This is a genomic window from Streptomyces sp. NPDC053076 (assembly GCF_044546845.1).
In the GTDB taxonomy this organism is placed as follows: domain Bacteria; phylum Actinomycetota; class Actinomycetes; order Streptomycetales; family Streptomycetaceae; genus Streptomyces.
Genome location: NZ_JBITZL010000016.1, coordinates 15,381 through 28,433, shown reverse-complemented (window position 1 = coordinate 28,433; position 13,053 = coordinate 15,381). Strand labels below are relative to the sequence as shown.

General features: G+C 72.0%; 10 protein-coding genes. 3 read left to right on the top strand and 7 right to left on the bottom strand.

What is annotated here, in order from left to right; all coding sequences use genetic code 11:
- Positions 1–123: 123 nt before the first annotated feature.
- The 3 genes from ACIGYR_RS37515 to sepF all read right to left on the bottom strand — a co-directional run bounded on the left by ACIGYR_RS37515 (position 124) and on the right by sepF (position 2,291).
- A complete protein-coding gene (locus ACIGYR_RS37515; protein WP_399608390.1) occupies positions 124–570 on the bottom strand; it encodes a nucleotide pyrophosphohydrolase in 447 nt (148 codons plus the stop codon).
- Positions 567–1,790, bottom strand: a complete 1,224-nt coding sequence (locus ACIGYR_RS37510) for an AAA family ATPase (protein WP_399608392.1) — start codon at positions 1,788–1,790, stop codon at positions 567–569. Before ACIGYR_RS37510 ends, ACIGYR_RS37515 begins: the two co-directional genes overlap by 4 nt.
- A gap of 111 nt (positions 1,791–1,901) precedes the next feature.
- Positions 1,902–2,291, bottom strand: coding sequence for a cell division protein SepF (sepF, locus tag ACIGYR_RS37505; RefSeq protein WP_391847547.1), 390 nt, complete (start codon positions 2,289–2,291; stop codon positions 1,902–1,904).
- A 302-nt stretch (positions 2,292–2,593) separates the two neighbouring features.
- Here sepF and ACIGYR_RS37500 point away from each other — a divergent pair, with 302 nt between their 5' ends.
- From ACIGYR_RS37500 to meaB, 3 genes are read left to right on the top strand one after another with little or no spacing between them, the layout of a single operon-like run.
- A complete protein-coding gene (locus tag ACIGYR_RS37500; RefSeq protein WP_399608395.1) occupies positions 2,594–4,408 on the top strand; it encodes a methylmalonyl-CoA mutase family protein in 1,815 nt (604 codons plus the stop codon).
- Entirely contained in the window at positions 4,408–6,582 is a 2,175-nt protein-coding gene (gene scpA, locus ACIGYR_RS37495; RefSeq protein ID WP_399608398.1) for a methylmalonyl-CoA mutase, read from the top strand. Before ACIGYR_RS37500 ends, scpA begins: the two co-directional genes overlap by 1 nt.
- A gap of 5 nt (positions 6,583–6,587) precedes the next feature.
- The gene (meaB, locus tag ACIGYR_RS37490; protein ID WP_399608400.1) at positions 6,588–7,592 is read left to right on the top strand and encodes a methylmalonyl Co-A mutase-associated GTPase MeaB; all 1,005 of its coding nucleotides are present in this window, start codon (positions 6,588–6,590) and stop codon (positions 7,590–7,592) included.
- An 81-nt stretch (positions 7,593–7,673) separates the two neighbouring features.
- Here meaB and ACIGYR_RS37485 read toward each other — a convergent pair whose 3' ends face one another.
- From ACIGYR_RS37485 to ACIGYR_RS37470, 4 genes are all read right to left on the bottom strand, one after another.
- Complete coding sequence (locus ACIGYR_RS37485; protein WP_399608403.1) at positions 7,674–8,885, bottom strand: cytochrome P450; 1,212 nt, start codon at positions 8,883–8,885, stop codon at positions 7,674–7,676.
- Positions 8,886–8,944: 59 nt separating this feature from the next.
- On the bottom strand, positions 8,945–10,282 hold the full coding sequence (gene ccrA / locus ACIGYR_RS37480; RefSeq protein WP_399608418.1) for a crotonyl-CoA carboxylase/reductase: 1,338 nt from the start codon (positions 10,280–10,282) through the stop codon (positions 8,945–8,947).
- A gap of 77 nt (positions 10,283–10,359) precedes the next feature.
- A complete protein-coding gene (locus ACIGYR_RS37475; RefSeq protein WP_399608406.1) occupies positions 10,360–11,553 on the bottom strand; it encodes a cytochrome P450 in 1,194 nt (397 codons plus the stop codon).
- 51 nt (positions 11,554–11,604) lie between these two features.
- The gene (locus tag ACIGYR_RS37470) at positions 11,605–13,035 is read right to left on the bottom strand and encodes an MFS transporter (RefSeq protein WP_399608409.1); all 1,431 of its coding nucleotides are present in this window, start codon (positions 13,033–13,035) and stop codon (positions 11,605–11,607) included.
- Positions 13,036–13,053: the final 18 nt, after the last annotated feature.

The window sequence follows — 13,053 nt, the reverse complement described above, 5'->3', positions numbered from 1 at the left end:
CTCGTTTGTTCACTACCCAGCGTGAGGGTCCATGGGGCGAAAAGCCAGAGGAAGCCCGAAATCTGTGGACAACAATTCGGATTCGGCCGCCGATTCGACTCCGGAGAGTGATAACGGAATCTATCAGTCCGCCTGTTGTCCCTCCGGGCCGCTGTCCCGGTGGCCCTGCGGACCGGTGTCCCGTCGCCCCTCGGGGCCGGTGCCCCGGTGGCCCTGCGGACCGGTGTCCCGCCACCCTTCGGGGCCCGGAACCGGGAAGCGCCGTTCGTTGCGGTCGATCTTGGCTGCCAGGGCGGCCAGCGGATCGATGCCGAGGACCTCGCAGAACTGGAGCAGATAGGCCAGCACGTCGGCGACCTCGTCCGTGACGCGATGCGCCGTGCCGGGGTCGTCCATCACCCGGGCGGACTCCTCCGGCGTCAGCCACTGGAAGATCTCCATCAGTTCGGAGGCTTCCACCGAGAGGGCGGCGACCAGGTTCTTCGGTGTGTGGTACGGCTGCCAGTTCCGCGCGGCGGCGAACGCGGCCAGCCGCTGCTGGAGTCGGGCCAGGTCGGGGTGTTCCGTCACGGGTTCAGGTGTACCACCGTGACGCCGGGGGTCCCGGCGGACCAGGAGGCGTCGCTCACCGCGGCCACGCAGCGGATGTGCCCGCGCTCGCCCATCCGGGCGGCCGTCCCCAGCAACTCCCGCCGCTGGGCGGGGTCCAGGCCGCGGTCGAAGCCGTCGGCGAGGACGGTGAGCGTGCGCAGGGCGTCGGGCACCTCGCCCGGGGCGTCCATGTCCAGCACGCCCGGTCCGGTCAGCAGTACCAGCGTCAGCGCGAGGTAGCGCAGCTCGCCGTCGCCGAGCCGGGCGATGCCGGTACGGAAACCGTCGCCGCGGTCGAGCAGCGCCCGCACCGTGCCGTCGGCCAGCGGTTCGGCGACCAGGTCGGCCACCCGGCCGACACACCCCGCGTGCAGCGCCTCGACCAGCAGGCCGTGCCGGCGACCGCACTCCGCGCGCGTGCGCCACAGCACGTCGGCGAGGTTGTCGCAGCCCGGCAGCAGCCGGCCGGAGCCGGTCGGGACGGGCTCCCGCATGCGCTCGGGACGGGGATCGCAGGGGAAGACCGAGCGCAGGGCCACGACCATCTGCTCCGCCGCGGCGAGCACATGACGCTGCCCGTCGGTCTTGCCGGCCACGCGCAGCGGCAGCAGGGCGGTGCCCAGGCGGTCGTCGGGCAGCGGGGCGCGGGTCACCGGGGCGGAACCCGCGGTGTGCCAGGCGGCCTGGACGGTGCGCCGCCCGGGGTCGCGCAGGGCGGTCTCCAGCAGGACGACTCCCCGTGCGGTCAGCCGCTCCCCCACGATCCGCAGATCCGGTTCGGCCTGCACGGCGAGGTCCAGCCGGACCGGGCCCTCCGCGCCGTCGGCCGTACACCCGATCCGGAAGCCCCGGCGCCCCTCGGTGTCGGGGCGCGCCCGCTCCGGAACGCAGGCGACCGGGTCCGCGAACGCCTCTTGGAGCGGGGCGCCGCCGCCGAGCCGCGCCAGCGCCTCGTACGCACCGAGCGCGGTCGTCTTGCCCGCCCCGCTGGGCCCCGCGAACACGGTGACCGGTCCCAGCGGGAACCCGGCCCGCCGGTGCCCGGCGAAGGCCGACAGCCGCAGCTCGGTGATCCGGGAGCGCAGGTCGAGGGGTGGGCGGGAGCGCGCGGGGACGGCCCCGGCGGACACGCCGGCCGCCGACGGCTCGGCCGGCACGGAGGGCACGGAGGGCACGGAGGGCACGGAGGGCACGGCCATATGCGGACCGTAGGACTCCGCCGACACGCCGAACCGTTTCGCCGTCGGGACGTTCCTACGATCGGGGGACGAGCGTGGTCCCGGCGCCCTCACCGGGACCGCCGCCGGCCGTCAGCCGCCCGAGATGCCCGCGCCCTCCATCAGCCCGCTGACCTCCGTACCCGGCGGAGTGAGGAGGAAGACGTTGCGGTCGACGCGGTGCATCCCGCTGCCCAGGCCGAAGACGACGCCCGTGCTGAAGTCGAGGACGCGCTTGGCGACGTCGCCCTCCGCACTGGACAGGTCGAGCAGGACCGGCACCCCGGCCATCAGGGTCTCGGCGACCTCCCGGGCGTCCGCGAAGACGTTGACACGCAGGACCACGAACCGGCGCCGGGTCTCGGTCTCCGCATCGGGCAGCGAGCGGTGGCCCACCGCGGACGGCCAGGCGTCCCGGCCCCGCAGCGGCACGACCTGGGCGAGCCCTTCCCACTGTTCATCGGTGACGTCGTAACGGCTCACCGGCTCCCCCCGACCTGACTCGCACTCAATCCCTGCACCAGCCAATTCTTACGCCAAGTCACCCGTCCGGCCCAACAGCGACACGGTGCGCGACCGGTCCCGTAGTCCTCTCCCGGTGCCATTTGGGCGCTTCGCTCCGAATAGGAAGTTTTTTACCGGGCTCGTACCCCGGCTTCTCACCGGCCGGGCCGCGCGGGAACCGGTCGCCGGAACGAAAGCGGAACCGGTCACAACCGCAAGAAGATAAACCTCACAGCCCGTTACCGGCCCCCTGTCCGACGGCCTGGCCTAGCATCCGAGCCATGACGGTCCTGCCTGACGACGGGCTCTCACTGGCCGCCGAGTTCCCTGACGCGACGCACGAGCAGTGGCAACGCCTGGTCGAGGGCGTGCTGCGCAAGTCAGGCAAGGAGCTTACCGGCGAGTCAGCTGAGGACGCCCTGTCCACGACGCTGGAGGACGGGCTGCGCACCCGGCCCCTGTACACCGCGCGCGACAGCGCGCCCGACCCCGGCCTGCCGGGCTTCGCCCCCTTCGTGCGGGGCAGCCGTCCGGAGGGCACCAGCACGAGCGGCTGGGACGTACGGCAGCGGCACACGGCGTTCGCCGACGGCACGGCGGACGCCGTGCTCGCCGACCTGGAGAACGGCGGCACCTCCCTCTGGCTGGTGCTGGGCGAGGGTGGCATCCCCGTCTCCGAGCTGGGCCGTGCCCTCGACGGCGTCTACCTCGACCTGGCGCCGGTCGTCCTGGACGCGGGCCGCGACACCGAGCGGGCCGCCGAGGCCCTGCTGCGGCTGTACGCGGACAAGGGCGTGGACGCCAAGGCCGTACGCGGCGGTCTGGGCGGCGACCCGCTCGGGTACGAGGCCCGCACCGGGACCCCGCTCGACTTCGCGCCGTACGCCGCCCTGGCCGCACGCTGTGCCGCGGAGTACCCGGGGCTGCGCGCGCTGACCGTGGACGCGCTGCCGTACCACGAGGCGGGCGGCTCGGCCGCGCAGGAGCTGGGCGCCTCGCTGGCCACCGGCGTGGCGTATCTGCGTGAGCTGACCGAGGCCGGGCTCGGCGTCGAGCAGGCCGTCGCCCAGCTGGAGTTCCGTTACGCGGCCACCGCCGACCAGTTCCTGACCATCGCCAAGCTGCGCGCGGCGCGCCGGCTGTGGGCGCGGGTCGCCGAGGTGTGCGGGGCGCCGGACGCGGGCGCGCAGGTGCAGCACGTGGTGACCTCGCCGGTGATGATGAGCCGCCGCGATCCGTGGGTGAACATGCTCCGCACGACGGTCGCGACCCTCGCCGCGGGGGTGGGCGGCGCCGACGCCGTGACCGTGCTGCCGTTCGACCACGCGCTCGGACTGCCCGACGCGTTCGCCCGGCGGATCGCCCGTAACACCTCCTCCATCCTGATCGAGGAGTCCCACCTGGCCCGGGTCATCGACCCGGCGGGTGGTTCCTGGTACGTCGAGCGGCTGACGGACGAACTCGCCGAGGCCGCGTGGAAGTTCTTCCGGTCCGTCGAACGTGACGGCGGCCAGGCGGCCGGCTTGCGCTCCGGCCGGATCCGCACCGACCTGGCGACGACCTGGGCGGAGCGGTCCAAGCGGCTGGCCAAGCGGCGTGAACCCATCACCGGGGTCAGCGAGTTCCCGCTGCTGTCCGAGAAGCCGGTGGAGCGCGTGCCCGCGCCCGAGCCGCCCTCGGGCGGGCTGCCGCGGGTGCGCCGCGACGAGGCGTACGAGGAGCTGCGCGCCCGTTCCGACGCCCATCTGGCGGCGACCGGCGCCCGGCCCCGGATCTTCCTCGCCACGATCGGCTCGGCCTCCGAGTACACCGCGCGCGCCACCTTCGCCGCCAACCTCTTCCAGGCCGGCGGCGTCGAACCGGTCACCGAGGGCCGCTTCGAGGACAGCGGTGCCACCGAGGCCGTGCTGTGCTCCAGCGACGCGCTCTACGCCGAGCAGGCCGAGCGGACCGCCGAGTCGCTGCGCGCGGCCGGTGCCCGCCATGTGTTCCTGGCCGGCCGGGGCGACCACCCCGGTATCGACTCGTACGTCTTCGCGGGCTGTGACGCCGTGGATGTGCTGTCCGCGACCCTCGACCGCATGGGAGTGTCCTGATGGGAATCCCCGACTTCTCCGGCATCGAGCTGGGGTCCCCGGTCTCCGACGGCGGCGACGGTGAGTGGCGCGCGGCCGTCGAGCGGGCCACCGGCGGCACGCAGCCGCTGTGGGAGACCCCGGAGGGCATCGGGGTCAAGCCGCTGTACACCGGCCGTGACCTGGAGGGCCTGGACTTCCTGGGCACCTACCCGGGCATCGCGCCGTACCTGCGCGGCCCGTACCCGACGATGTACGTCAACCAGCCCTGGACGATCCGCCAGTACGCGGGCTTCTCCACCGCCGAGGAGTCCAACGCGTTCTACCGGCGCAATCTGGCGGCCGGTCAGAAGGGCCTGTCGGTCGCCTTCGACCTGCCCACGCACCGGGGCTACGACAGCGACCACCCGCGCGTGACGGGTGACGTCGGCATGGCGGGCGTCGCCATCGACTCGATCTACGACATGCGGCAGTTGTTCGACGGCATCCCGCTGGACAAGATGACCGTGTCGATGACGATGAACGGCGCCGTGCTGCCGGTGCTGGCGCTGTACATCGTGGCGGCGGAGGAACAGGGCGTACCGCCCGAGAAGCTGGCCGGGACCATTCAGAACGACATTCTGAAGGAGTTCATGGTCCGCAACACCTACATCTATCCGCCGAAGCCGTCGATGCGGATCATCTCCGACATCTTCGCGTACACCTCGCAGCGGATGCCCCGCTACAACTCCATCTCCATCTCCGGCTACCACATCCAGGAGGCCGGTGCCACGGCCGACCTGGAGCTGGCGTACACCCTCGCGGACGGCGTGGAGTACCTCCGCGCCGGGCGGGAGGCGGGGCTGGACGTGGACGCGTTCGCCCCGCGCCTGTCGTTCTTCTGGGCGATCGGCATGAACTTCTTCATGGAGGTCGCCAAGCTGCGGGCGGCGCGCCTGCTGTGGGCCAAGCTGGTCTCCCAGTTCGAGCCGAAGAACACCAAGTCCCTGTCGCTGCGCACGCATTCCCAGACGTCGGGCTGGTCGCTGACCGCGCAGGACGTGTTCAACAACGTCACCCGTACCTGTGTGGAGGCGATGGCGGCGACCCAGGGGCACACCCAGTCGCTGCACACCAACGCCCTCGACGAGGCCCTCGCGCTGCCCACCGACTTCTCCGCGCGCATCGCCCGCAACACCCAGCTGCTCATCCAGCAGGAGTCGGGGACGACACGGGTGATCGACCCGTGGGGCGGCAGCGCCTACGTGGAGCGGCTGACGTACGACCTCGCCCGCAAGGCATGGGCGCACATCCAGGAGGTCGAGCAGGCGGGCGGCATGGCGCAGGCCATCGACGCCGGTATCCCGAAGCTGCGCGTGGAGGAGGCGGCGGCCCGCACCCAGGCCCGCATCGACTCCGGGCGGCAGCCGGTGATCGGCGTCAACAAGTACCGGGTGGACAGCGACGAGCAGATCGAGGTCCTCAAGGTCGACAACTCCTCCGTGCGCGCCCAGCAGATCGAGAAGCTGCGGCGGCTGCGGGAGGAACGGGACGAGGTCGCGTGCCGGGACGCGCTGGACGCGCTGACCCGGGCGGCCGACGGCAACGACAACCTGCTGGAGCTGGCCGTGCGCGCGGCCCGCGCCAAGGCGACGGTCGGTGAGATCTCGGACGCCCTGGAGAAGGTGTACGGCCGGCACGCCGGCCAGATCCGTACGATTTCCGGTGTGTACCGCAACGAAGCAGGCCAGTCCCCGTCCGTGCACCGCACCAGGGCCCTGGTGGACGCGTTCGAGGAGGCCGAGGGGCGCCGGCCGCGCATCCTGGTGGCCAAGATGGGCCAGGACGGCCACGACCGCGGCCAGAAGGTGATCGCCACCGCCTTCGCCGACCTCGGCTTCGACGTCGACGTCGGCCCGCTGTTCCAGACGCCCGAGGAGGTCGCCCGGCAGGCGGTCGAGGCGGACGTGCACGTGGTCGGGGTGTCCTCGCTGGCCGCCGGTCACCTCACGCTCGTCCCGGCGCTGCGCGAGCAGCTCGCCGAGGAGGGCCGCGAGGACATCATGATCGTGGTCGGCGGGGTGATCCCGCCGCAGGACGTGCCGACCCTGCTGGAGATGGGCGCCACGGCCGTGTTCCCGCCCGGGACGGTGATCCCGGACGCGGCCCACGACCTGGTCAAGCGGCTGTCGGCCGACCTCGGCCACGAGCTGTAGCGCCGATGGCAGTGATCGATCTCGACACGTATGTGAAGGGTGTGCTCGACGGGAAGCGGTCCCTGGTGGCCCGCGCCATCACGCTCGTCGAGTCGACCCGGCCACAGCACCGGGCGCTGGCCCAGCAACTGCTCACCGAGCTGCTGCCGCACAGCGGCCGGGCGCGGCGGATCGGCGTGAGCGGGGTACCGGGTGTCGGCAAGTCGACGTTCATCGACGCGTTCGGCACGATGCTGACCTCGCTGGGGCACCGGGTGGCCGTCCTGGCCGTCGACCCCTCCTCGACCCGTACGGGCGGCTCCATCCTGGGCGACAAGACCAGGATGGAGCGGCTGGCGGTCGACCCGGCGGCCTTCGTGCGGCCCTCCCCCAGCGCGGGCACGCTGGGCGGGGTCGCCAAGGCCACCCGGGAGTCGGTGGTGGTGATGGAGGCGGCCGGCTACGACGTGATCCTCGTGGAGACCGTCGGCGTCGGCCAGTCCGAGACCGCGGTCGCCGACATGGTCGACTCCTTCCTGCTGCTGACCCTGGCCCGCACGGGCGACCAGCTCCAGGGCATCAAGAAGGGCGTCCTGGAGCTGGCCGACGTGATCGCCGTCAACAAGGCGGACGGCCCGCACGAACGCGACGCCCGGGCCGCGGCCCGCGAACTGGCGGGCGCCCTGCGGCTGATGCACGGCAAGGACGCCTTCTGGACGCCGCCGGTGCTGCACTGCAGCGCCCGGGAGGCGGCCGGCCTGGACACCGTGTGGGAGCGGCTGGAGCAGCACCGGACGCTGCTGGACTCCACCGGGAAGCTGGCCGCCAAGCGCCGGGACCAGCAGGTCGGCTGGACCTGGGCGATGGTCCGCGACGAGCTGCTCGGCCGGCTGCACGCCGATCCGGCGGTGCGTGCGGCCGCCCCGGATCTCGAACGGCAGGTCAGGGAGGGCCGGTTGACGGCGACCCTGGCGGCGGAACGGATCCTGGCGGCCTTCGAGGGGCGTACGGCGCCCGCCGCCGGAAGCTGAGCTCCGTGGCCCCGCCGCGCTCACCGGCGCGACGGGGCACGAGCCGCCTTCCGGCGTGCGCCCCGCCGGAAGGCGGCTTGCCTACCAGGCGACGGGCAGCGACGTGACCCCGTGGATCAGCCGGCCGGAGGACCGCGGGACCTCCTCGGCCGGCATGTCCAGCCGCAGCGAGGGGAACCGGCGCAGCAGGCTCTCGAGCGCGATCTCCAGTTCCAGACGGGCCAGTCCCGCGCCGAGGCAGTAGTGGATGCCGTAGCCGAACGTCAGGTGCTGGGCGCCCGGGGCGCGGGTGACGTCGAGGGAGTCGGCATCGGTGAACTGTCCGGCGTCGCGGTTGGCCGAGGCCAGGGACGCCAGGACCGCGGTGCCCGCGGGCACGACGGTGTCGCCCAGCGTCACCTCCTCCGTGGCGATGCGCAGGGTCGCCTCGTCACCGGGGGGCACGAAGCGCAGCAGTTCCTCCACTGCGGCGGGGACCGTACCGGGGTCGCGGCGCACCGCCTCGAACTGCCGGGGGTGCGTCAGCAGCGCCAGGACACCGTTGGCGATCTGGTTGGTCGTGGTCTCGTGCCCGGCGATGAGGAGGGTGATGGCCAGGTGGAGCAGTTCCTCCTCGTCGAGCCGTTCGGCGTCCGCCTCGTGGATCGACACCAGGGCGGAGAGGAGGTCGTCGCCCGGCTCCTTCCGTTTGGCGGCGATGAGCCCGCCCAGGTAGGTCGCGAGACCCGTGTGGGCGGCGACGATCCGCTCGACCGGCAGGGAGACCGTCGACAGGACGGTGCCGGACCATTCGGCGATCTGCTCGCGTTCGTCGAGCGGGACCCCGAGCAGTTCACAGATGACGGTCACGGGCAGCGGGAAGGCGAGGGCGGGGACGAGGTCGGCCGGCGACCCGGTCCGCTCCATCGCGTCCAGCAGCTCGTCGGTGCGGCTCTGGATGCGCGGTCGCAGAGCCGCCACCCGGCGGGCGGTGAACTCCCGGGACACCAGCCGGCGGACGCGGGTGTGCTCCGGCGGGTCCATGCTGAGCAGGTTCTTGGCGTTCTGCGGCTCGGTCCCGATCCGGGGGGCACCGGGCCGGGCGGTGGCGGCGCGGCTGAACCGGGCGTCGGACAGCACCGTGCGCACCGACTCGTAGTCGGTGACGAGGAGGGCGTGGTCCCCGCTGGGCATCCGGATGTCCGCGACCGGACACGTCTCCCTCAGCCGCTTGTAGTGCGGGCACGGTTCGAGCGCGGTGGGCCGCTCGAACGGGTAGGCGAGGGTGTCTTTCTCGACCGGGTTGTCGGTCACGTGCGTACTGCCAATCTGTCGGGTGTGTGGGGGGGGAGCCGGCGGCCGGGCCGCCGCGCTCAGGCGGTGCGGAACCGGTTGATGGCCGGCTCGTGCCGCTCCCGCAGTTCGGGGTCGGTGACGCCCAGGCCCTCCCGCGGGGCCAGGCACAGCACACCGACCTTGCCGTGGTGGCGGTTGCGGTGGACGTCATCGACCGCCCGGCCGATGTCCGTGAGCGGGTAGGTGCGGGAGAGGGTGGGGTGGATGCGGCCCTTGACGACGAGCCGGTTGGCCTCCCACGCCTCGCGGTAGTTGGCGAAGTGGGAGCCGATGATCCGCTTGAGGTGCATCCACAGGTAGCGGTTGTCGAACTCGTGCCGGTAGCCGGAGGTGGAGGCACAGGTGACGATCGTGCCGCCCCTGCGGGCGACGTAGACCGAGGCACCGAAGGTCTCCCGCCCCGGGTGCTCGAACACGATGTCCACGTCCTCACCGCCGGTCAGCTCGCGGATCCGGTTCCCGAGGCGCTTCCACTCCCGGGGGTCCTGGGTGTGCTCGTCCCGCCAGAACCGGTAGTTCTCCGCGCTGCGGTCGATGATCGACTCGACGCCCATCGCGCGGCAGATCTCCGCCTTCTGCTCGCTGGAGACCACGCAGATCGGTATCGCGCCCCCCGCCAGCGCGTACTGAGTGGCGTACGAACCGAGGCCCCCGCCTGCGCCCCAGATCAGCACGGTGTCGCCGACCTTCATGCCGGCGCCGTTGCGCGAGACGAGCTGGCGGTAGGCGGTGGAGTTGACGAGGCCGGGTGCGGCGGCCTCCTCCCAGGTCAGGTGGCCGGCCTTGGGCATCAGCTGGTTGGCCTTCACCAGCGCCAGCTGAGCCAGCCCGCCGTAGTTGGTCTCGAAGCCCCAGATCCGCTGCTCGGGGTCGAGCATGGTGTCGTCGTGGCCGGCCGCGTCCTCCAGCTCGACGGACAGGCAGTGCGCCACCACGCGGTCACCGGGGTGCCAGCGGCGCACTCCCGGGCCGGTGCGCAGGACCACGCCGGACAGGTCGGAGCCGATGACGTGGTAGGGCAGGTCGTGCCGGGCGGCCGAGCCGCCGGTGCGGGCGTAGCGTTCGAGGAAGGCGAAGGTCGGCACGGGCGAGAACAGCGCGCTCCACACCGTGTTGTAGTTGACGGAGCTCGCCATGACGGCGATCAGAGCCTCGCCCGGGCCGGGCTCCGGGGTCGGTACGTCGTGGATGTGCAGGGCCTTGGCGGGTTCCCGGTCGCCGACCGGGAGGCCGTCGAACATGTCCTGCTCGTCCTTGAACAGCACGGCGGCACGGTACGACTCCGGTACCGGCAGGGACGCGAAGTCCCGGGTCTCCGCGTCGGACGACTCGATCGCGGCGACGAGATCGGCTATCACTGAGACTTCCTTTGTTCCAGAGGGCTGCGGAACCGTCAGGTGGTGGCCGCGCCCGCCACCACCTGACGGAGGGGCTACTGGTTGAGCTTCACCGGCAGTTCGGTCAGACCACGCATCACCAGCCCCGGCCGCCAGCGCAGATCGGCCGACGGGTCCAGGCGCTCCATCCGGGGGAAGCGCTCCAGCAGCTGGCGGAAGGCGATGTGGGCCTCCAGCCGGGCCAGCGGGGCGCCCAGGCAGTAGTGGATGCCGTAGCCGAAGGCCATGTGCTGGTTGGGGCTGCGTTCGGCGTCGAAGGTCATCGCGTCGGAGAAGACCTGCTCGTCGCGGTTGGCGGAGAGCAGGGAGATCAGCACCAGCTCGCCTTCCTCGATGGTCCGGCCGCCCAGTTCCAGGGTCTCGGTGGCGACCCGGAAGCTGGCGCCGGGCACCGGGCTCTCGAAGCGCAGGAACTCCTCGACGGCCGCCGGGATCGCCTCGTGGTCGGCGCGCAGGCGGTCGGCCAGCTCGGGCCGGTCCAGCAGCAGGGCCGTGCCGTTGCCCAGCAGGTTCACGGTGGTCTCGTAGCCGGCGATGATGAGCAGGAAGCACATCGAGGTCAGCTCGTGCTCGGCGAGCCGGTCCTCGTCGTCCCGGGCGGTGATCATCGCCGACAGCAGCTTGTCGTCCGGCTCGGCCCGCTTCTGCTCGACGAGGTCGCGGACGTAGTGGACGAACTCGGTGACCACCTCGACGGGGAAGTTCTGGGTGCCCACGCCCGCCAGGTAGGCGTTGGACCAGGCGCGGAAGCGCTCGTGGTCCGAGACGGGCACGCCGAGCAGCTCGCAGATCACCTGCATCGGCAGCGGGTAGGCCAGGTCGTGGATCGCGTCCGGCTGTTCCTGCACGGCCATCTTGTCCAGCAGGTCGCTGGTCATCTGCTCGACCATCGGCCGCAGCCGTTCGATCCGCTTGGCCGTGAACACCGAGGAGACCAGCCGCCGCAGCCGGGTGTGGTCGGTGCCGTCCACCCGGAGCATGTGGGTGCCCATGCTGGCCCGGATCTCGGCGGGCAGGATGTCCTGGGCGACGATGCGGGTGCCGATCCGGTTGGACAGCCGGGCGTCACCGAGCCCCGCCCGGCAGTCGGCGTACTGGGTGACGAGCCACAGCGGCACGCCGTTGGGCAGCTGGACCTGGAAGAGCGGGCGCTCCTCGCGCAGGCGCTCGAAGAGGTCGTGCGGGGACTTCACGCCGTATTCGGCGTAGAGGTCGGCGAAGGTGACCATGTACGTGTGCTCCTTGTGATGTCGGGGCTCGGTCGGGCGTGATGTCGGGGCTCAGTCGAGAGCCGGCTGCTTGGCCGGCGCGGGGGCGGCGGCGGGGGCCTTGAGGGCCGGGATGCCCAGCGCCACCACGCCGCCGAGCAGCAGGACCGCGACGCAGATCCACAGGCCGGGGATGACCGCGTCGGTGAAGGCCGCGGGCGAGGTGTAGCTGCCGCCGCGGCTGGTGAACACGGTCGTGAGGACGGCGATGCCGAGCGCGCTGCCGATCTCCCGGACGGTCGCGTTGGTGCCGGACGCCTTGCCGATGTCCTGGGGCTGGACGGAGCTGACGACGACCGTGGCGCTCGGCGCGAAGATCAGGCCGGTGCCGATGCCGCACAGCATGTACGGCGCCACCATCTGCCAGTCCGCGGTGCCGGGGTCGGAGATCAGCGCGCACCAGGCCAGACCCACGGCTGCCAGGCCGAGTCCGGCGGCGATCAGCCGGGCCGGGCCGACCTTGGGGATGAGCTTGCCCGCGTACGGGGCGCAGATGGTCGGCATGACGGCCCACGGCAGCGTCCACAGGCCGGCCACGAACGGCGAGTGGTGGCGGGCCACCTGGAGGTACTGGGCGAGGAAGAAGATCGAACCGAACAGGCCGAAGTAGACGGCCAGGGAGGAGATGTTCGTCAGGGTGAAGGCGCGGCTGCGGTAGATGCGCAGCGGCAGCAGCGGTTCGGCCGTGCGGCGCTCCCACAGCACGAACAGCAGCAGCAGGACCGCGGCCGCGGCGTACTTCCCGAGCACGCGGGAGGAGGTCCAGCCGTAGTCGCTGCTGTCCACGATCGCCCAGACGAGGGCGAGCACACCGGCCGCGCCGAGCAGCAGTCCGAGCAGGTCCAGTCCGGCGGCGGCGCCCCGGCTCTCGGCGTGCACGCGCAGCACCAGCGGTACGGCGATGAGTCCGATGGGAACGTTCAGCCAGAACAGCCAGTGCCAGCCGATGCCGGTGGTGATGGCGCCGCCGATCAGCGGGGCGATGCCGACGGCCAGACTGCTGATGCTGGACCACACGCCGATCGCCACGCCGCGCTTCTCCGGCGGCACGGCCACGGTCAGCATCGTCAGCGACAGCGGCAGGACGGCGGCCGCGCTCATGCCCTGCAGGGCGCGCAGGGTGATGAGGGCCTCGGTCGAGGTGGACAGGGCGCAGCCGACCGAGAACAGCACGAACAGCGTGAGCCCGGAGACGAAGACCTTGCGGCGTCCGTACCGGTCGCCGAGGCCGGCCGCGACGAGCAGCAGGCCGGCGAAGCCGAGGATGTAGCTGTTGGTGATCCACTGCAGGCCCTGGACCGAGGCGTCCAGGTCACGCCGTATGGACGCGAGGGCGTTGGTGACCACCAGGTTGTCCAGCGCGACCATGAACATCGGCAGGGACACGGCGAGGACGGTCAGTCCGAACGGCGGGCGTGCCGGGGCAGCCGCTTCGTTTGCCATTGCTCGTTCTTTCTGTTT

Coding starts and splice junctions, on each gene's coding strand:
- ACIGYR_RS37475 (WP_399608406.1), bottom strand. CDS start 11,553: ATGGTCACCTTCGCCGACCTCTACGCCGAATACGGCGTGAAGTCCCCG.
- ACIGYR_RS37500 (WP_399608395.1), top strand. CDS start 2,594: ATGACGGTCCTGCCTGACGACGGGCTCTCACTGGCCGCCGAGTTCCCT.
- scpA (WP_399608398.1), top strand. CDS start 4,408: ATGGGAATCCCCGACTTCTCCGGCATCGAGCTGGGGTCCCCGGTCTCC.
- ACIGYR_RS37510 (WP_399608392.1), bottom strand. CDS start 1,790: ATGGCCGTGCCCTCCGTGCCCTCCGTGCCCTCCGTGCCCTCCGTGCCG.
- ACIGYR_RS37470 (WP_399608409.1), bottom strand. CDS start 13,035: ATGGCAAACGAAGCGGCTGCCCCGGCACGCCCGCCGTTCGGACTGACC.
- meaB (WP_399608400.1), top strand. CDS start 6,588: ATGGCAGTGATCGATCTCGACACGTATGTGAAGGGTGTGCTCGACGGG.